This window comes from Cupriavidus sp. BIC8F, assembly GCF_032465815.1.
Taxonomy (GTDB): domain Bacteria; phylum Pseudomonadota; class Gammaproteobacteria; order Burkholderiales; family Burkholderiaceae; genus Cupriavidus; species Cupriavidus necator.
Genome location: NZ_CP136094.1, coordinates 178,562 through 196,691, shown reverse-complemented (window position 1 = coordinate 196,691; position 18,130 = coordinate 178,562). Strand labels below are relative to the sequence as shown.

Below are 18,130 nucleotides of genomic sequence, written 5' to 3'. Positions count from 1 at the left end.
GGTTGCGGACGGCCGCTGACGCGGCCCGACTCGCCATGGGCGCCACGACGGCGCACGCCCTCGCGCGTCCGCTGATTGCCCGACCTTTGATGCCATCGCTGCAGGCGTGTTCAGTACGTCCCCACATGGAGAAGCGTATGTCTAACGAAGCAAAGTGTCCCTTCACGCATGCCGCTGGTGGCGGTACAACGAATCGCGACTGGTGGCCAACCCAGCTGCGCCTGGACCTGCTCAGCCAGCATTCCGGCAAGTCCAACCCCATGGGCGCGGACTTCAACTATGCGCAGGCATTCAAGAGCCTCGACCTGGCGGCGCTGAAGAAGGACCTGGCGGCGCTGATGACCGACTCGCAGGACTGGTGGCCGGCAGACTTCGGCCACTATGGTCCGCTGTTCATCCGCATGGCCTGGCACAGTGCCGGCACGTACCGCATCGGCGATGGCCGCGGCGGCGCCGGGCGCGGCCAGCAGCGTTTCGCGCCGCTCAACAGCTGGCCGGACAACGTCGGCCTGGACAAGGCGCGCCGCCTGCTCTGGCCAATCAAGCAAAAATATGGCCAGAAGATCTCGTGGGCCGACCTGATGATCCTGAGCGGCAACGTCGCTCTCGAAACCATGGGCTTCAAGACCTTCGGCTTCGGCGGGGGCCGCGAAGATACCTGGGAGCCGGACGCGGATGTGTACTGGGGCAATGAAAATACCTGGCTGGCCGGGGATGTGCGCTACGGCAAGGGTGCCGCCGGCACAGCCGCTGGCGAAGGTGTGAGCGCCGCCGCCGAGGCGAGCCAGGCCGTGCCCGGACGCGACCTGGAGTACCCGCTGGCCGCCATGCAGATGGGCCTGATCTATGTGAACCCGGAAGGCCCCGAAGGCAACCCGGACCCGCTCGCCGCGGCGCACGATATCCGCGAATCCTTCGCGCGCATGGCCATGGGCGACGAAGAGACCGTCGCACTGATTGCCGGCGGGCATGCGTTCGGCAAGACGCACGGTGCCGCCCCCGCGGACAATGTCGGGCCCGTACCAGAGGCCGCCGGCCTCGAGCAACAGGGCCTGGGATGGTCGAGCACCTTTGGCACCGGCAAGGGCGCCGACACGATCGGCAGCGGCCTGGAGGTGACCTGGAGCAGTACGCCGACCAAGTGGGGCAATAGCTACCTGGAGAGTCTGTTCGGCCACGAATGGGAGCTGACCAAGAGCCCCGCCGGCGCCAACCAGTGGGTGGCCAAGGATGCCGGGGAAACCATCCCGCACGCCTACGATCCGTCAAAGAAGCTGCGGCCGACGATGCTGACCACGGACCTGTCGCTGCGTTTCGACCCGGCCTACGAGAAGATCTCGCGGCGCTTCCTGGAGCATCCTGAGCAGCTTGCCGATGCCTTTGCCCGCGCCTGGTTCAAGCTGATCCACCGCGACATGGGTCCGCGCGCCCGCTACCTTGGACCGGAAGTGCCGGCCGAGGAACTGATCTGGCAGGATCCCATCCCGGCGGTGGACCATCCGCTGGTCAGCGAGCAGGACGTCGCCGCGCTCAAGCAGAAGATCCTGGCCTCCGGGCTGTCCGTCTCGCAACTGGTGCAGACTGCCTGGGCTTCGGCATCCACCTTCCGCGGTTCGGACAAGCGCGGTGGCGCCAACGGCGCGCGCATCCGCCTGGCGCCGCAAAAAGACTGGGCGGCCAACCAGCCCGAGCAGCTGGGGAAGGTGCTGAAGGTTCTCGAAGGGATCCAGGCCGAGTTCAACGGCGCGCAGTCCGGCGGCAAGAAGATCTCGCTCGCCGATCTGATCGTGCTGGCCGGTGGCGCCGGGATCGAGCAGGCGGCGCAGAAGGCCGGCCATCGCGTGACCGTGCCGTTTGCGCCAGGCCGCATGGACGCCTCGCAGGAACAGACCGATGTGGTGTCGGTCGGGGTGCTTGAGCCGAAGGCAGATGGTTTCCGCAATTTCCTCAAGGCGAAGTACAGCGTTCCGGCGGAGGCGCTGCTGGTCGACAAGGCGCAATTGCTGACCCTGACCGCGCCCGAGATGACGGCGCTGATCGGCGGGCTGCGCGTGCTGAACGTGCAGGCCGGGCAGGACGCGCACGGCGTCTTCACGGACCGGCCGGAAACGCTGACCAACGACTTCTTCCGCAACCTGCTAGACATGCGCACGGAATGGAAGCCGCTGTCGGAGGCCCGGGACGTGTTCGAAGGGTGTGACCGCAAGACCGGCCAGCGCAAGTGGACCGGCACCCGCGTCGATCTGGTATTTGGTTCGAATGCACAGCTCCGGGCGCTTTGCGAAGTCTATGCCAGCGACGACGCGCAGGAAAAGTTCGTCCGCGACTTTGTTGCCGCCTGGGTCAAGGTGATGAACCTCGACCGGTTCGACCTCGCTTGAGCGGTCGCGCGGTGCCCTGTCAGGGCAGCATTGCCTGGCGGGGCCTGCTCCTGTCACACGCGCGGCGCGGTGGGCGGGCGCCGGTGCCATGACACCATGACAAGCGGCCGGCATGCGCCGGCCGCTTGTCCTGCCAGGGCATGCCCCTGCCTCACATGATCCGGTGCGCGAAATGCCCGCGCCGCGCGTCGGCCATCAGTTCGAGAAACTGATCGGTGCTCATGTGCACCAGTTCCTGGTGGTCGCCCGCCTCGAAGTAGACGTCGGGGTGCGTCAGCAGGCTGTCGTCGAGCCAGGTCTGCGTGCCGTACGCCATGCCGACTGGCGGGATCGCGCCGTAGTCGCAGTCCCTGAACACCTCGCGCACGCCATCCTCGTGCGCCAGCGACAGGCTGCGGCCGGTCTGCTCGCGGATTTCCGACAGTTTCAGGTGGTGAGTGGAAGGAATCACGGCAGTGACGTATCCACTGCCATCTTCCAGCAGGACGGTCTTGGCCAGGCGGTCTCCGGGAATGTTAGCGGCCTGCGCAGTGGCCATGCTGCTGAGGCTGTAGGGGTGCCGAACTGTGTCGAACTGGCTCTGCTTCTTGCTCAGGCATCTCGCCAGCGTGGTAGACATGGTCATGATTTCAACCTCCGACGCGCGCAGCGCGACCGTTGTCCGAATCCTACCAATATAGGTCGTCGGGCGGCGGGTGGCGGTGGGGCGGAGCCTAAACGTAGCCAGCAAGCACAAAAAAAGGGCACCTTGCGGTGCCCTTAGGGTGTTGTGCCGCCGGCCGCAGGGCCGGCGATATTCCCTGCTTATTCTTCCTGGAACGCTTCCTCGCGCTTGGACTTGATCGATGGCATCGCCACGACCAGCACCAGCACGGCAGCGGCGATCAGCAGGCCCAGCGACAGCGGGCGCGTCACGAACACGCTGAAGTCACCGCGCGACAGCAGCAGCGAGCGGCGGAAGTTTTCTTCCATCATCGGCCCCAGCACGAAACCCAGCAGCAGCGGCGCCGGCTCGCACTTGAGCTTGATGAACAGGTAGCCGATCACGCCGAAGGCCGCGGTCTGGAACACGTCGAAAGTGGTGTTCTGGACCGAGTACACGCCGATGCAGCAGAACGTCAGGATGGCCGGGTACAGGTAGCGGTAAGGCACCTTCAGCAGCTTCACCCAGATGCCGATCAGCGGCAGGTTCAGCACGATCAGCATGAAGTTGCCGATCCACATCGAGGCGATCAGGCCCCAGAACAGCGCCGGGTTGCTGGTCATCACCTGCGGGCCGGGCTGGATGTTGTGGATGGTCATCGCGCCCACCATCAGCGCCATCACGGCGTTGGGCGGAATGCCCAGCGTCAGCAGCGGAATGAACGAGGTCTGCGCCGCGGCATTGTTGGCCGATTCGGGGCCGGCCACGCCTTCGATCGCACCCTTGCCGAACTCATGCGAGTACTTCGAGGTCTTCTTTTCCAGCGAGTAGGCCGCAAACGAAGCCAGCGCCGCACCACCGCCCGGCAGGATACCCAGCGCCGAACCCAGCACGGTGCCACGCAGCACCGCGGGGATCATGCGCTTGAAGTCTTCCTTGTTCGGGAACAGGTTGGTGATGTGGTCGGTGAAGGTTTCGCGATGTTCCTTCTGCTCCAGGTTCGCGATGATTTCCGCGAAGCCGAACACACCCATTGCCACCGAGACGAAGTTCAGGCCGTCGGTCAGTTCAGGCACGTCGAACGAGAAGCGCGCCGCGCCCGAGTTCACGTCGGTACCGACCAGGCCCAGCAGCAGGCCCAGCACGATCATGGCGATGGCCTTGACCAGCGAACCCGAAGCCAGCACCACGGCGCCGATCAGGCCCAGCACCATCAGCGAGAAGTACTCGGCGGGGCCGAACTTGAAGGCCAGTTCCGACAGCGGCGCGGCAAAGGCGGCCAGGATCAGGGTGGCCACGCAGCCGGCGAAGAACGAGCCCAGGCCCGCTGTCGCCAGCGCCACCCCCGCTCGCCCTCGTCTTGCCATCTGGTAGCCATCGATGGTTGTCACCACCGAGGACGATTCACCAGGCAGGTTCACCAGGATGGCGGTGGTCGAGCCACCGTACTGGGCGCCGTAGTAGATGCCGGCCAGCATGATCAGCGCAGCCACCGGCGGCAGCGTGTAGGTCACCGGCAGCAGCATGGCGATGGTGGCCAGCGGCCCCAGGCCCGGCAGCACGCCGATCAGGGTACCCAGCACGCAGCCCAGGAAGGCGTACGCGAGGTTCTGGAAGGTCAGGGCGGTGGAAAAGCCCAGGCCCAGGTTGGCGAGTAGTTCCATGTTGGCGGCCTCCTTAGCTTGCCAGGAAAGCCGGCCACACCGGCATCTGCAGGTTGATGCCGTACACGAACGCGCCCAGGCTGATCAGCACCAGGATGATCGAGTTGAGGATGGCGCCCTTCCAGCTGAACTCGTGGCTGGCCATCGACGACACCAGCACCAGCACCAGCACCGACAGCACCATGCCCAGCGGCTTCAGCAGCAGGCCGAACAGCACCACCGAACCGAGGATCCACAGCAGCGTCTTGATGTCCCAGCGGGCGAGGTTGTCTTCTTCCATCTTGGAAGACAGCGAACCCCACAGCACCAGCGCGCCCAGCAGGGCGAGCACAATGCCAAGCCAGAACGGGAAGTATCCCGGTCCCATTTTTGCGGCGGTTCCCATGGAATAGCCGCGTGCGACCCAGGAAAAGCCGAATCCGACCAGGATAAACAGCAGGCCGGAGGCGAAGTCCTTTTGGCTACGTATGCGCAAAGTGAATCTCCTCGATAAGACGCTTGAAATCTGTGGCTGGTCCCTTGCTGCACTGCATTAACGCAGGCCGCGGGCGGGGCCCTCCCGCGGGCAGGGTGGAAGTTAAGGGGGCGACCTTTCAGCTACCTTTCAGATGTCTGCAAACAGGGTCATGCCGAGGGTATCCCCTAGTGAATTAGCGCTTAAAAGCGCCGTCGAGCCAGGCTGGAGGCGGCCTGGCGGGCAAAGCGCCCGGCTGTGGCGGGGCCGCTGCGCTATCATCCGGGGCGTTCTTCCGCCGCACGGCCGAAGACTTGCTGAAAGGTCTGAAAGGTTCCGCAAGGGAACCGCAATGCAACGCAAGGAGCGGTTTGGAGAGCATCGACCACGTCATCCTGATCGGCGCCGTCGTGATGTCGCTGGGCATCGTGCTGGGCGCTTTCTCGGCTCGCCTGGGCGTGCCGTTCCTGCTGGTCTTCCTGGCCGTGGGCATGCTGGCCGGCGTGGACGGCCCGGGCGGCATCCGCTTCTCCGACACCTGGCTCAGCTTCCTGGTCGGCAACCTGGCGCTGGCGGTGATCCTGCTCGATGGCGGGCTGCGCACGCGCTTTGCCACCTTCCGGGTGGCGCTGAAGCCTTCGCTGTCGCTGGCGACCGTGGGGGTGCTGGTGACGGCAGCGCTGGTCGGCGTGTTCGCGGCGTGGCTGCTGGGCATCGACTGGCGGCTCGGGCTGCTGCTTGGCGCCATCGTCGGCTCGACCGACGCGGCCGCGGTGTTCTCGATGCTCAATAGCAGCGGCATCCGGCTCAAGGACCGGGTGGCGAGCGTGCTCGAGATCGAGTCGGGCATCAACGACCCGATGGCGATCTTCCTGACCCTGACGCTGATCGAATGGCTGACCGCGCCTGACGGCCTGACGCCGCTGGGTCTGGTCACGCGGCTGCTGGTGCAGTTCGGCGTGGGCGGCGTGCTCGGCCTGGCGCTCGGCTATTGCCTGGCCCGCGTGCTGGAGCGCATCCGCGTGGCCGAAGGGCTGCAGGCGATCCTGCTGTGCTCGGGCGGCGCGATGGTGTTCGCGCTCGTGCAGAGCGCCGGCGGCAGCGGCTTCCTGGCGGTGTACCTGACCGGCATGCTGATCGGCAACCGCGAGCGCGCGGTGACCTCGGACACCATGCGCGCCATGGACGGCATGGCCTGGCTGGCGCAGTCGGCCATGTTCCTGCTGCTGGGCCTGCTGGTGGCGCCGCACCGGATCTGGGAGGTGGCCGGCCCGGCGGCGGCCGTGGCGGCCTTCCTGATGCTGGTGGCGCGGCCGGTGGCGGTGTGGCTGGCGCTGCTGCCGTTCCGCTTCCATGCGCGCGAGACCGGCTTTATCGCCTGGATGGGCCTGCGCGGCGCGGTGCCGATCGTACTGGCGCTGTTTCCGCTGCTGCGCGAGGTGCCGCAAGCGGGGCTGCTGTTCCGCATCGCCTTTGCCGTGGTGCTGGCCAGCCTGCTGTTCCAGGGCACCACGGTGTCGGTGGCCGCGCGCCTGGCGCGCGTGCGGCGCCCCGGCTACCCCGAGCCGCTGGCGCGTTCGCGCCTGCGCGGCACGCGCGCGCCGATCCTGGAGGTGATGCAGTTCGAGGTGGGACCCAATGCGCCCGTGGAGAACGTGCGCGCCGACCAGCTGGAACTGCCGCCGCGCTGCCGGCTGCTGACGGTGGCGCGCGACGATGCGCTGGCGGCGCTGGACCAGACCATGCTGCGCGCCGGCGACAGCGTTTCGGTGCTGGCGCCGGTGACGACCCTGCCGATGCTGTCGGCGCTGTTCCAGGCACCGGGCCGCGCGCCCACCTGGGAGCAGGCCTCGCATGATTTCCTGCTGTCGGGCGATGCGCTGCTGCGCGATGTGGCGGCGCTGTATGGCACACGCACGCTGACGCCGCAAGAAGCGCCGCTGACGCTGGAGGCTGCCATGCTACGGGCCTTCACCTCGCCGCCGGTGGAGGGTGACAGCGTCGAGATCGCCGGCCTGCCGCTGACGGTGACGCGCATGGAGGGCGCGCAAATCCTGCAGGTGGGGCTGTTGCTGCCGCGGCTGGAGGGGGATTCGGGCGGGCGGCTATGGCCGCGGCGGAAAAAGGATGGCGGCGCCCGCAGTGGCGAGGGCGCCGAAGCGGAGTAGGAACAAGAAAGGCGGCCATGGCCGCCTTTTTCTTTAGTCCACCTTCGCCCCGGACACCTTCACGATCTGCGCGTATTTCTTCAGTTCGCGCTGGATCAGCGCCGCGAACTGCTCGGGCGTGGTCGGTGCCGGTTGTGCGCCGATGCGGGCCAGGCGTGCCTTCATCTCGTCGGTCTTCAGGATTGCCACGATCTCATGGTTAAGCCGCTCGACGATCTCGCGCGGGGTGTTGGCCGGCGCGAACACGCCGAACCACGTGGAGATGTCGAAGCCTTCCAGGCCCAGCCCCTTGCCCGCTTCCGCGATGGTCGGCAGTTCCGGGAAGGCCGCGGCGCGGCTGACGGTGGTGACCGCAAATGCCTTCAGCTTGCCCGCCTTGATATTGGCCGAGGCAGAAGCCAGGTTGTCGAAGATCAGGTCGGTCTGGCCCGACAGCACCGACAGCTGTGCCGGCGACGCGCCGTTGTACGGGATATGGACCATGCTGATCTTCGCCATGCTCTTGAAGAGCTCGCCCGACAGATGGCCGGCGCTGCCGTTGCCGCCCGAGGCGTAGTCGAGCTTGCCCGGGTTCTTGCGCGCGTATGCGACCAGGTCGCGCAAGTTGTTGATGTGCAGCTCGGCGGCCTTGCCCGGGTGCATCACCAGCGCGTTGGGCACGTCGGCCACCAGCGTGATCGGCGCGAAGTCCTTGACCGGGTCGTACGGCATCTTGCTGAACAGCGTCGGGTTGATGGCGTGCGTGGCCACCGCGCCCATGACGATGGTGTAGCCGTCGGCCGGCTGCTTGGCGACGTAGTCCGCGCCCAGGTTGCCGCCGGCGCCCGGCTTGTTCTCGACCACCACCGGCTGGCCCAGGCTGTCGCGCAGCTTCTCGCCGATGGCGCGCGCGACAGTGTCGAGCGGGCCGCCGGCAGGGTAAGGCACCACGAAGCGGACCGGCTTGGTCGGGTAGGCATTGGTGGCCGCCACGGCGGCGGCGGGCAGCAGGGCCGCGGTCAGCGCGGCGGCAAGCAGTTTCTTCAGCATGTCTCGGACTTCAGGGGGATTGGAATATTTATCTGGCGCCGATGCCCCGCGCCATCATGACCGCGCACAGCGGCAGCAGGATCAGCAGGTGGGCTTCGATCATCACCCAGCGGCGGGCGGCCTTCAGCTCGGACGGTGGCGGCACGTAATCCGGCAGCCGGCGCGCCTGCTTGCGCCAGCGCGCGATGGCGAAGGTCGGCGGCAGCGAGCACAGCGCGATCAGCACGAACACGCCCACCTTGGCATGGAACCACGGGTTGTGCAGGTAGAAATCGACGCCCTTGGCGCCGTAGAACAGGCGCAGCAGGCCGGTGCCCAGCACCACCATTGCGGACAGGAAATAGAACAGGTCGTACAGCGACAGGCGCCGCACCGCGGCCGGCGTGATTTCCGGGCGCAGCACCACCGCCTCGGCGGCCATCAGGGTGATCAGGACGAAGATTGCAAGGAAATGCAGGAAAGCCAGTATGGCGTCGGTCAGCATGGGTTCTCCTTTGCCTTTGCTTCAGTGGGGACTGAACTGCTTCGGGAAGGCACCGGCGGCAGGGCACCAGGGCCCGGCCGCCAGCAGGAGGAGAATCTTACAGCACACCCTTTGCACGCAGTGCTTCGATCTGCCCAGGGCTGTAGCCCAGCGTGTCGGCCAGCACCGTGTCGGTGTGCTCGCCCAGCAGCGGCGGGTGGCGCAGCGCCTGTGGCGGCGTGGCGCTCATCTTGATCGGGCTGCCCACCAGCTTGACCTCGCCGGCGCTGGGGTGGGGCAGGTCCACGCGCAGGCCGCGCGCCTTGACCTGGTCGTCCTCGAACACGTCGTCGAGGGTGTTGATCGGGCCGCACGGCACGCCGGCGGCCTCCAGGTCGCGGATCCACTGGTCGCGGGTGCGCGGGCGCACCATCTCGGCCAGGATCGGCACCAGCACGTCGCGGTTGGCCACGCGCTGCGGGTTGGTGGCAAAGCGCGGGTCGTCGGCCAGCTCGGGCTTGCCGCCGTCGGTGACGAACTTGCGGAACTGCCCGTCGTTGCCCACGGCCACGATCAGCCAGCCATCGGCGGCCTGGAAGGTCTGGTAGGGCACGATATTGGGGTGCGCATTGCCCCAGCGGCGCGGCGCCTCGCCGCTGGCCAGGTAGTTGGTGTTCATGTTGGCCAGCATCGCCACCTGCACGTCCAGCAGGGCCATGTCGATGTACTGGCCCTCGCCGGTGCGGTCGCGGTGCGCCAGCGCCGCCAGCACGGCGATGGTGGCGTACTGGCCGGTCATCAGGTCGGAAATGGCCACGCCGGCCTTCTGCGGGCCGCCGCCGGGCAGGCCGTCGCGCTCGCCGGTGAGACTCATGAAGCCGCCCATGCCCTGGATGATGAAGTCGTAGCCCGGGCGCGCGGCGTACGGGCCGGTCTGGCCGAAGCCGGTGACCGAGCAGTAGATCAGGTCGGGTCTGACCTGCCTGAGCGACTCGTAATCCAGGCCGTACTTTTTGAGCTGGCCGACCTTGTAGTTCTCCAGCACCACGTCGCTCTGCGCCGCCAGCTCGCGCACGATCTGCTGGCCTTCCGGCGTGCTGATGTCGCAGGTCACCGAGCGCTTGTTGCGGTTGGCGGCCAGGTAGTAGGCGGCTTCTGCGGTGTCGCGACCGTCCTCGTCCTTGAGCCAGGGCGGGCCCCAGGTGCGGGTGTCGTCGCCGGCGCCGGGGCGCTCGATCTTGATCACGTCGGCGCCGAAATCGGCAAGGTTCTGGGCGCACCACGGCCCGGCAAGGACGCGGGTCAGGTCGAGGACGCGGAGATGGCTTAAAGCTCCCATGGCGGTAGTCAGTGCAGTGGGTAAGGCGGGGGATCGGTCGGAACAGCGCGAAGTCGGCGCACTCCCGGAAACAGAGGCCGGCGCGGGGTGCCTGCACTGTACCACCGGCAAATCGCCGGTGCGGCTTTGGGTGCTTTATGGGGCGCTTTCGTCGATGGGATTTGGGCGATAGCCGGCCGGCTCCCTGGCGCCATGCCTGACGTGCCTGGCGGGCTGCCTTGCCCGTATAATCAACGGTTTGCAAATCCCATACTGATTCGTCGCGCCCGGCCACGCCAGGGCAAGCGTCCGCCATCCCATGAAAGTCTCAGACATTCGCAGCAAGTTCCTGCAGTTCTTCGAATCGAAGGGCCATACCGTGGTCCGCTCGTCCAGCCTGGTGCCGGCGAACGACCCGACGCTGCTGTTCACCAACTCCGGCATGGTGCAGTTCAAGGACGTGTTCCTGGGCACCGACAAGCGCCCGTACACCCGCGCCACCTCGGCGCAGCGCTCGGTGCGCGCCGGCGGCAAGCACAATGACCTGGAGAACGTCGGCTACACCGCGCGCCACCATACGTTCTTCGAGATGCTGGGCAACTTCTCGTTTGGCGACTACTTCAAGCGCGAAGCCATCCACTACGCATGGGAACTGCTGACCAAGACCTACCAGCTGCCGGCTGAAAAGCTGTGGGTGACGGTCTACGCGGAAGACGACGAGGCCTACGACATCTGGGCCAAGGAAGTGGGCGTGCCGGCCGAGCGCATCGTGCGCATCGGCGACAACAAGGGTGCGCGCTACGCGTCGGACAACTTCTGGCAGATGGCCGACACCGGCCCGTGCGGCCCGTGCTCGGAAATCTTCTACGACCACGGCCCGGACGTGTGGGGCGGCCCCCCGGGATCGCCCGAGGAAGACGGCGACCGCTACATCGAGGTCTGGAACCTGGTGTTCATGCAGTTCAACCGCGACGACCAGGGCAACATGACGCCGCTGCCCAAGCCGTGCGTGGACACCGGCATGGGCCTGGAGCGCATTGCCGCGGTGCTGCAGCACGTGCACAGCAATTATGAGATCGACCTGTTCCAGGCACTGATCAAGGCCGCCGCGCGTGAAACGCATATCGACAACCTGAACCAGAACTCGCTGAAGGTCATTGCCGACCATATCCGCGCGTGCGCGTTTCTGATCGTCGACGGCGTGATCCCCGGCAACGAAGGCCGCGGCTACGTGCTGCGCCGGATCATCCGCCGCGCCATCCGCCATGGCTACAAGCTGGGCCAGAAGACCCCGTTCTTCCACAAGCTGGTGCCGGACCTGGTCGCCCAGATGGGCCAGGCCTACCCGGAACTGGCTGAAGCGCAGTCGCGCGTGACCGAAGTGCTGAAGGCCGAGGAAGAGCGCTTCTTCGAGACCATCGAAAACGGCATGTCGATCCTGGACGCCGCGCTGGCCGACCTGAAGCTCAAGGGCGGCAAGACGCTGGACGGCGAACTCGCATTCAAGCTGCACGACACCTTCGGCTTCCCGCTGGACCTGACGCAGGACGTGTGCCGCGAGCAGGAAATCGGCGTGGACGAGGCTGCCTTCGACGCGGCCATGAACCGCCAGCGCGAGCAGGCGCGCGCCGCCGGCAAGTTCAAGATGGCCGCCGGCCTGGAGTACACCGGCGACAAGACCGTATTCCACGGCTACGAGAAGCTGGAACTGCCGCAAGCCAAGGTCACTGCGCTGTATGTGGACGGCGCCGCCGTGAACGCCATGCAGCCGGGCCAGACCGGCGTGGTTGTGCTGGACAACACCCCGTTCTACGCCGAATCCGGCGGCCAGGCCGGTGACCAGGGCGTGCTCAAGGCAGGCAATGCTGTCTTCGCCGTGGCTGACACGACCAAGATCCAGGCCGACGTGTTCGGCCACCAGGGCACGCTGGAAGGCGGCACGCTCAAGGTGGGCGACGCCGTATCGGCCCAGGTCGACGCGCAGCGCCGTGCGCGCACCGTGCGCAACCACTCGGCCACCCACCTGATGCACAAGGCCCTGCGTGAAGTGCTGGGCAGCCACGTGCAGCAGAAGGGCTCGCTGGTGGATGCGGACAAGACCCGCTTCGACTTCTCGCACAACGCGGCGCTGACCGACGAGCAGATCCGCCGCGTGGAAGAGATTGTCAACGCCGAGATTCTGCGCAACGACGACACGCACGCCGAGGTCATGCCGTTCGACGACGCGGTCAAGAGCGGCGCGATGGCACTGTTCGGCGAGAAGTACGCTGACGACGTGCGCGTGCTGTCGATCGGCACCTCGAAGGAACTGTGCGCCGGCACCCACGTGCACCGCACCGGCGATATCGGCCTGTTCAAGATCGTGGTGGAAGGCGGCGTTGCCGCCGGCATCCGCCGCGTCGAAGCCATTACCGGCGACAACGCGCTGCACTACCTGCAGGGCCTGGATGCCAGGCTGAACGAAGCCGCCGCCGTGCTGAAGGCCCAGCCGTCCGAGCTGGTGCCGCGCATCGGCCAGGTGCAGGACCAGGTGCGCGCGCTGGAGAAGGAGCTGGAACGCCTGAAGAGCAAGCTGGCCGCCTCGCAGGGCGACGAGCTGGCCGCGCAGGCGGTCGACATCAAGGGCCTGAAGGTGCTGGCCGCGCAGCTGGACGGCGCCGACGTCAAGGCCCTGCGCGAGACCATGGACAAGCTCAAGGACAAGCTGCAGAGCGCGGCCATCGTGCTGGGCGCGGTGGCCGACGGCAGGGTCAGCCTGATCGCCGGCGTTACCGCCGATGCCACGGGCAAGGTCAAGGCCGGCGAGCTGGTGAACTTTGTGGCCCAGCAGGTGGGCGGCAAGGGTGGTGGCCGCCCCGACATGGCACAGGCCGGCGGCACCGAGCCGGCCAAGCTGCCGCAGGCGCTGTCCGGGGTGGCGGAGTGGGTAGCGGCAAAGATCTGATCGCTAGCGCGATCAGGTAGTCGAAAAAGGGCGCTTCGGCGCCCTTTTTCATTTTCTCCGGGCGGCTGCGGCGTGTCGCTATTCCACTATCCGATAAACCTCCCATCGCGCTGTCCCGGAAACCACGTGGGGCTCAAGCTCCTTGCCCCACGCCGCGTGCTCGGGAATTGTGGCCAGCTTGGCCCAGGCCCGTTCCAGTTCGCCGAGATCGGCGATTTCCCAGTCATGGACTACGGTCGCCTCGCGCGCGCCGATCGAGCCGGTCAGCATCCGGCCCGTGGTCATGCCGATCTGGGGCGCGATCTCGCGCGCCCAGCGTTGCAGCCGCTCGATGACTTCCTGCTTGTGGCCGAAGCGGGCATCGATTTGCCATCTGGCGATCATCATGACGTTCTCCTTGGCGTGCCTGGCACGTACGTGGGTCTTGCACTATTCACCCTGGGACGAAGCCGCGCGCAAGGTCGCGAGCAGGTCTATCGGCAGCGGGAATACAATGGTGGAGCTCTTGTCTCCCGCGATCTGCGTCAGCGTCTGCATATAGCGCAGCTGCATTGCCTGCGGCTGCCGCGCCAGCATCTGGGCGGCTTCCAGAAGTTTCTCCGAAGCCTGCAGTTCGCCCTCCGCATGGATCACCTTGGCGCGCCGCTCGCGTTCGGCCTCGGCCTGGCGCGCAATCGCGCGGATCATGGTTTCATTCAGGTCGACATGCTTGATCTCGACGTTCGAGACCTTGATGCCCCAGCCGTCGGTCTGGGCGTCCAGCGCCTGCTGGATGTCCAGATTCAGCTTCTCGCGCTCGGCCAGCATCTCGTCCAGTTCGTGCTTGCCCAGCACCGAGCGCAGCGTGGTCTGCGCCAGCTGGCTGGTGGCTTCCAGGAAGTTCGCCACCTGGATGATGGCGCGCTCCGGATCGACCACGCGGAAGTACACCACTGCATTGACCTTCACCGAGACGTTGTCGCGCGAAATCACATCCTGCGGCGGCACGTCCATCACCACCGTGCGCAGGTCCACCCTGACCATCTGCTGCACGGCCGGGATCAGCAGCACCAGGCCCGGGCCCTTGACCCGCCAGAAGCGTCCGAGCATGAACACCACGCCGCGTTCGTATTCGCGCAGCACGCGGAACGAGGTGATCACCAGCAGTGCCAGCAGGAAGATCACACCGCCGAAGCTGAATCCGTAGGCCATGGTCAGGCTCCCTTGTCTGGCGTCGGTTGGGATGGGGGGGGCGGGGCGTTGCCGGCCGCGATGACTTCAAGCACCAGGCCGTTGCGCGCGGTGACAACCACCGGCGTGCCGCGCGGCAAAGGGCTGGCACTGCGCACGCGCCAGGTCTCGCCGCGCACCGAGGCCCAGCCTTCGTCGCGCAGGTCGTCCAGCACTTCGCCGCGCATGCCGACCAGCGCCTCGGCGCCGCTGACCACCGGGCGCTTGCGCGCGCGCACCAGCATCGCCGACATGCCAAACACGAAGATCGCGGACAGCGCCGACATGGCCGCCACCATCGGCACCGGCACGCCGAAGCCCGGCACGTCGGTGTCGATCAGCATCACCGCGCCAAAGGCGAAGGCGATGATGCCGCCCACGCCCAGCGCTCCGAAGGTCGGCAGGAACAGCTCCGCCACCATGCAGCCGATGCCCAGCGCCACCAGCGCCAGCCCGGCGTAGTTCACGGGCAGCATGTGCAGCGCGAACAGCGCCACCAGCAGGCAGATCGCACCGGCAACGCCGGGCACCACCATGCCCGGCGTGGAGAACTCGAAGATCAGGCCGTAGATACCGATCATCATCAGCAGCAGCGCCACGCTGGGCTCGGTGATCACGGCCAGGAAGCGGTTGCGCCAGTCGGGTTCCAGCGTCACCACCGGCGCATTGGCGGTGCGCAGCACGCTGGCCTTGCCGCCGGCAGCGGTGATCGTGCGGCCTTCAACCTGGCGCAACAGCGCGGGCAGGTCGGGGGCGACCAGGTCGACCACGCGCTGGGCCAGGGCCTCGTCGGCGGACAGGCTGACCGACTCGCGCACGGCGCGCTCGGCCCATTCGGCGTTGCGTCCGCGCAGTTGCGCCAGGCCGCGGATATAGGCCGAGGCGTCGTGCATCTGCTTGCGCGCCATGGCGTCGCCCCCGGCGGGCTCGCTGGCGGGGGCCGAGGCGGGCTTGGCGCCGGGCAGGGCCTCGGGCTTCTGCGGCCCGCCAATGCCGACCTGCACCGGAGTGGCCGCGCCCAGGTTGGTGCCCGGCGCCATCGCCGCGATATGGCTGGCGTAGAGGATGTAGGTGCCGGCGCTGGCCGCGCGCGCGCCACCGGGATAGACATAGCTGGCCACCGGTACCGGCGAGGCCAGGATCGCCTGGATGATCTCGCGCATCGACGCGTCCAGCCCGCCCGGGGTGTCCATTTCCAGCACCACCAGCTGGGCGCCGCCCGCGCGCGCGCGTTCAATGCTGCGCAGGATAAAGCTGGCGCTGGCGGGGCTGACCGCACCCTTGAGCGGAATCACGTAGACCGGCGCGGTTGCCGTGATCGTGACCGTGGCGGCGGGCGCCGAGGCGCCGGAGGGCGGTCCCGCACCGGCGCCTGGACCGGCGAGGGCGGCGAGAGCGGCGCACGCCATGGCCAGGCCGGCCAGCAGCCGGCCGGACATCGGCCGAAGGATCCGCAGCAGCGCGGTGGCAGGTTTCATGAGAGGGGCGGGGCACGCGAGGTGCCGTGATGGCGCCACTTCAAGTGTAGGCCACCGGGCACATCTTGCACGCGGGCTGCCTCGGGTCCCCGCGCCAGTGCGCTCAGGCCGCCACCAGGTCGGGCCTGGCCGAGGGGCCGGGTGAATGGGCGGTGAGCGTGTCGATCAGCGCATGCAGGGCCGCGCTGGCCATGGACGGATGCCAGGCCAGCAGCGTGCGCACGCGGCCGGCCTCGCCCAGGCTGTGCTGGCGGATGGCGGGCAGGTCGCGGTACAGCCCAAGCACCGAGCGCGGCACGATCGCCGCGCCGATGCCGGCCGCCACGCAGGCGACGATGGCATGGTACGAGCTCAGTTGCAGCACGCGCGGCGTCGGCGCATCGCCGATCACATACCAGTTCTCCAGCCGGGCGCGGTAGTTGCAGCCGGGCTCGAACGCCAGCAGCGTCGGCACCTCCAGGTCGGCCGCGGTGTGCACCGGGCGATGGCGATCGCGCGTGATCACCACCAGCTCTTCCTCGAACACCGGGACCGCGCTCAGCCCCGGGTCGGTCAGCGGCTCGGCGACAAAGGCGCATTCCACCTCGAAGCGCGCCAGCGCATCCAGCGCCTGGCGCGTGGCCAGCGTGACCAGTTCCAGCTGCACGTCGGGCCAGGCCTGGTGGTACGCGGCCAGTACATTGGGCAGGCGGCTGGCGGCGGTGCTCTCCATCGAGGCAATGCGCAGCCGGCCGTGCGGGCGCGCCGGCAGCACCGCCTGGCGTGCCTCTTCGGTCATGCTGAGGATGCGGCAGGCATAGTCGAACAGCGTCTGCCCGGATGGCGTCAGCACCATGCGCCGGCCGTCGCGCACAAACAGGTCCACCCCGAGCGACTGCTCCAGCTGGCGGATGCGCGTGGTGACATTGGACTGCACCCGGTGCAGCCGCTCGGCCGCACGGGTGATGCCGCCGGCTTCGACGACGGCGCGGAAGATCTCGAGGGCGGCAAGGTCCATGTGGGACTCCTGAGGCTATCTATCTCTTATCAAGATGCATGGCATCTTGATAATTCATTTTTTTGGATGATAAAGCCAGCGTAGCATACAGACATCGCAATGCAACCGCTGTCCCACCAGCCCCAGCCATGCCGAACCCCCAAAGCCTCGACCCTGAACACCCCGCCGCTGCGCGCCTGGCCACCCGGGCGTCGGCACGGCGCGAAGCCGGCGCGGTGGCGGTAGCCATGGCCGGCCTGGTGTCGCTGGCGGTGGTGATGGGCATCGGCCGCTTTGCCTTCACGCCGCTGCTGCCGATGATGCTGCATGACGGCACCGTCACGCTGCATCAGGGCGGCTGGCTGGCCACGCTCAACTACATCGGCTACTTCGCCGGCGCCGCCGTGTGCATGTTTATCCGGCCCGACGCGGTGCGCATGGTGCGCTGGGGCCTGGTCGCAACGGTGCTGCTGACGCTGGGCATGGCCCTGCCGGGCGGCATGCCGGCCTGGTCGCTGTGGCGCGCCGCCGCGGGCGTGGCCAGCGCGGTGGTGATGGTCTACACCGCGGGCTGGTGCCTGCAGCGGCTGGCCGAACTGGGCAAGCCGGAACTCGCCGGGCTGATTTTCTGCGGGCCGGGGCTGGGCATTGTCGTCACTGGGCTCGGTGCATCAGGCATGGTGGGCGCGGGCTGGAACGCGGACAACGGCTGGCTCGCCTTCACGGCGCTGGCGGTGGTGCTGGTGGCCGCGGTCTGGCGGATCTTCGTCGCGGAGCCTGCCGTGGCGGCGGCGAATGCACCGTCCCATGCGGCGGCAGACACAGCCGCCGCGCGGCTTGATGCCCAGACCTGGGCGCTGACCTTTGCCTACGGCCTGGCCGGCTTCGGCTACATCATCACCGCGACCTTCCTGCCGGTGATTGCGCGCGAGGCGCTGCCCGGCACGGTCTGGGCCGACCTGTTCTGGCCGATCTTCGGCGCGGGCGTGGCGGTGGGCGCGTTCCTGGTCACGCGGGTCGGCATGGCGCACGACAACCGCAAGCTGCTGACGCTGCTGTACGGCATGCAGGCGCTGGGCGTGGCGATCGCGGTGGTGTTCCCGACCGTGGCCGGCTTTGCCCTCAGCAGCCTGCTGGCCGGGCTGCCGTTCACGGCGCTGGTGGCGTTTGCGATGCGCGAGGCGCGGCGCCTGTGGGGGCCGCACGCGGCGCGGCTGATGGGCCTGATGACGGCGTCCTACGGCCTGGGCCAGATCGCCGGGCCGCCGCTGGCGACCGCGCTGGTGGCACGCACCGGGGGCTTTGCCAGTTCACTGGCGTGCGCGGCGGCGGCGCTGCTGCTCGGCGCGCTGGTGTTCGCCTGGATGCGCCGGGCCTGGCCGCCGGGGACCGCCCGGAGCTGA

Annotated in this window: 14 protein-coding genes; 4 read left to right on the top strand and 10 right to left on the bottom strand. The window is 67.7% G+C overall.

All coding sequences use genetic code 11. The features are described from left to right. Positions 1 to 137: 137 nt before the first annotated feature. Complete coding sequence (gene katG, locus RS901_RS00890) at positions 138 to 2,381, top strand: catalase/peroxidase HPI (RefSeq protein WP_316150952.1); 2,244 nt, start codon at positions 138 to 140, stop codon at positions 2,379 to 2,381. Positions 2,382 to 2,532: 151 nt separating this feature from the next. On the opposite strand, the gene RS901_RS00885 is transcribed toward katG, so the two are convergent. The 3 genes from RS901_RS00885 to RS901_RS00875 all read right to left on the bottom strand — a co-directional run bounded on the left by RS901_RS00885 (position 2,533) and on the right by RS901_RS00875 (position 5,163). Then, positions 2,533 to 3,006, bottom strand: coding sequence for a YbaK/EbsC family protein (locus tag RS901_RS00885; protein ID WP_316150951.1), 474 nt, complete (start codon positions 3,004 to 3,006; stop codon positions 2,533 to 2,535). Positions 3,007 to 3,185: 179 nt separating this feature from the next. Further along, positions 3,186 to 4,688, bottom strand: a complete 1,503-nt coding sequence (locus RS901_RS00880; protein ID WP_316150950.1) for a tripartite tricarboxylate transporter permease — start codon at positions 4,686 to 4,688, stop codon at positions 3,186 to 3,188. A gap of 13 nt (positions 4,689 to 4,701) precedes the next feature. Then, complete coding sequence (locus tag RS901_RS00875) at positions 4,702 to 5,163, bottom strand: tripartite tricarboxylate transporter TctB family protein (protein ID WP_013957563.1); 462 nt, start codon at positions 5,161 to 5,163, stop codon at positions 4,702 to 4,704. Positions 5,164 to 5,513: 350 nt separating this feature from the next. Here RS901_RS00875 and RS901_RS00870 point away from each other — a divergent pair, with 350 nt between their 5' ends. Continuing rightward, positions 5,514 to 7,310 (top strand): potassium/proton antiporter, encoded by a 1,797-nt coding sequence (locus tag RS901_RS00870; protein ID WP_316150949.1) that lies wholly within the window; start codon positions 5,514 to 5,516, stop codon positions 7,308 to 7,310. A gap of 33 nt (positions 7,311 to 7,343) precedes the next feature. Here the strand turns inward: RS901_RS00870 and RS901_RS00865 are convergent, their stop codons facing one another. The 3 genes from RS901_RS00865 to RS901_RS00855 all read right to left on the bottom strand — a co-directional run bounded on the left by RS901_RS00865 (position 7,344) and on the right by RS901_RS00855 (position 10,141). Next, complete coding sequence (locus RS901_RS00865) at positions 7,344 to 8,339, bottom strand: tripartite tricarboxylate transporter substrate binding protein (RefSeq protein WP_316150947.1); 996 nt, start codon at positions 8,337 to 8,339, stop codon at positions 7,344 to 7,346. A 28-nt stretch (positions 8,340 to 8,367) separates the two neighbouring features. Beyond that, a complete protein-coding gene (locus tag RS901_RS00860; protein ID WP_013957560.1) occupies positions 8,368 to 8,823 on the bottom strand; it encodes a DUF2214 family protein in 456 nt (151 codons plus the stop codon). A 97-nt stretch (positions 8,824 to 8,920) separates the two neighbouring features. Next, a complete protein-coding gene (locus RS901_RS00855) occupies positions 8,921 to 10,141 on the bottom strand; it encodes a CaiB/BaiF CoA-transferase family protein (protein ID WP_316150946.1) in 1,221 nt (406 codons plus the stop codon). Between the two features lie 298 nt (positions 10,142 to 10,439). On the opposite strand from RS901_RS00855, the gene alaS reads away from it, so the two are divergent. Next, positions 10,440 to 13,064, top strand: a complete 2,625-nt coding sequence (gene alaS / locus RS901_RS00850; RefSeq protein ID WP_316150944.1) for an alanine--tRNA ligase — start codon at positions 10,440 to 10,442, stop codon at positions 13,062 to 13,064. A gap of 78 nt (positions 13,065 to 13,142) precedes the next feature. On the opposite strand, the gene RS901_RS00845 is transcribed toward alaS, so the two are convergent. The 4 genes from RS901_RS00845 to RS901_RS00830 form a co-directional block, all read right to left on the bottom strand. Continuing rightward, the gene (locus RS901_RS00845; RefSeq protein WP_316150943.1) at positions 13,143 to 13,451 is read right to left on the bottom strand and encodes a hypothetical protein; all 309 of its coding nucleotides are present in this window, start codon (positions 13,449 to 13,451) and stop codon (positions 13,143 to 13,145) included. 42 nt (positions 13,452 to 13,493) lie between these two features. Beyond that, positions 13,494 to 14,255: a slipin family protein gene (locus RS901_RS00840; protein WP_316150942.1), complete on the bottom strand. Its 762-nt coding sequence runs from the start codon at positions 14,253 to 14,255 to the stop codon at positions 13,494 to 13,496. Positions 14,256 to 14,257: 2 nt separating this feature from the next. After that, positions 14,258 to 15,751, bottom strand: coding sequence for an NfeD family protein (locus RS901_RS00835; RefSeq protein WP_410054140.1), 1,494 nt, complete (start codon positions 15,749 to 15,751; stop codon positions 14,258 to 14,260). 103 nt (positions 15,752 to 15,854) lie between these two features. Beyond that, positions 15,855 to 16,748, bottom strand: a complete 894-nt coding sequence (locus tag RS901_RS00830; protein ID WP_316150940.1) for a LysR family transcriptional regulator — start codon at positions 16,746 to 16,748, stop codon at positions 15,855 to 15,857. 128 nt (positions 16,749 to 16,876) lie between these two features. Between RS901_RS00830 and RS901_RS00825 the strand changes: the two genes are divergently transcribed. Beyond that, complete coding sequence (locus tag RS901_RS00825; protein ID WP_316150939.1) at positions 16,877 to 18,130, top strand: YbfB/YjiJ family MFS transporter; 1,254 nt, start codon at positions 16,877 to 16,879, stop codon at positions 18,128 to 18,130.

Bases quoted from the DNA above. Each gene is read 5' to 3' on its own strand.
- katG (WP_316150952.1), top strand. From the start codon at position 138: ATGTCTAACGAAGCAAAGTGTCCCTTCACGCATGCCGCTGGTGGCGGT.
- RS901_RS00885 (WP_316150951.1), bottom strand. From the start codon at position 3,006: ATGACCATGTCTACCACGCTGGCGAGATGCCTGAGCAAGAAGCAGAGC.
- RS901_RS00880 (WP_316150950.1), bottom strand. From the start codon at position 4,688: ATGGAACTACTCGCCAACCTGGGCCTGGGCTTTTCCACCGCCCTGACC.
- RS901_RS00865 (WP_316150947.1), bottom strand. From the start codon at position 8,339: ATGCTGAAGAAACTGCTTGCCGCCGCGCTGACCGCGGCCCTGCTGCCC.
- RS901_RS00860 (WP_013957560.1), bottom strand. From the start codon at position 8,823: ATGCTGACCGACGCCATACTGGCTTTCCTGCATTTCCTTGCAATCTTC.
- RS901_RS00855 (WP_316150946.1), bottom strand. From the start codon at position 10,141: ATGGGAGCTTTAAGCCATCTCCGCGTCCTCGACCTGACCCGCGTCCTT.
- alaS (WP_316150944.1), top strand. From the start codon at position 10,440: ATGAAAGTCTCAGACATTCGCAGCAAGTTCCTGCAGTTCTTCGAATCG.
- RS901_RS00845 (WP_316150943.1), bottom strand. From the start codon at position 13,451: ATGATGATCGCCAGATGGCAAATCGATGCCCGCTTCGGCCACAAGCAG.
- RS901_RS00840 (WP_316150942.1), bottom strand. From the start codon at position 14,255: ATGGCCTACGGATTCAGCTTCGGCGGTGTGATCTTCCTGCTGGCACTG.
- RS901_RS00835 (WP_410054140.1), bottom strand. From the start codon at position 15,751: ATGAAACCTGCCACCGCGCTGCTGCGGATCCTTCGGCCGATGTCCGGC.
- RS901_RS00830 (WP_316150940.1), bottom strand. From the start codon at position 16,748: ATGGACCTTGCCGCCCTCGAGATCTTCCGCGCCGTCGTCGAAGCCGGC.
- RS901_RS00825 (WP_316150939.1), top strand. From the start codon at position 16,877: ATGCCGAACCCCCAAAGCCTCGACCCTGAACACCCCGCCGCTGCGCGC.